This window comes from Vibrio sp. 1401 (genome assembly GCF_033340295.1).
In genome coordinates, this window is the sequence record NZ_JAWOWF010000783.1 from 1 (window position 1) to 533 (window position 533).

1 pseudogene is annotated in these 533 nt (G+C 42.2%); it reads left to right on the plus strand.

Annotated elements, in window-relative coordinates:
- Positions 1 to 150: 150 nt before the first annotated feature.
- Positions 151 to 533, plus strand: a pseudogene (locus R7Z77_RS28145) (peptidase); the annotation flags it as partial.

Here is a 533-nt window from a genome sequence, read left to right on the forward strand (position 1 = left end):
GCTAACCATCAAAAAGCTCCGTTTTTTTATAGAAAGACTTGTATTATGATACCACAACCCATACAAATAGCTTATATCGTGATACCAGTTAAAGGGTTTGAGACCTGTAAACTGGTATTTTTGTAGTTCGACATACAAGGATTTATGGACATGTCTCAAGCTCCCCAGGCGAAATATCGTAAAGATTATCAAGCGCCATCCCACACAATTACTGATATTGATCTTACGTTTGATCTTTACGACAACGACACCATCGTTACTGCACTATCAAAAGTAGTTCAAAAGGGTGAATCAACGACTCTAGAACTGGATGGTGAAGGGTTAGAGCTTCGTTCAGTTAAGGTGAACGGCGAAGATTGGGCGCCTCATGAAGTAAAAGAGGCGTCCCTAGTACTGTCTGACTTCCCTGCTGAGTTCGAACTTGAAATCATCACTAAAATTGATCCTGAAGCCAATACCGCACTTGAAGGTCTGTACAAATCTGGTGGTGCATTCTGTACACAGTGTGAAGCAGAAGGCTTCCGCCGCATCAC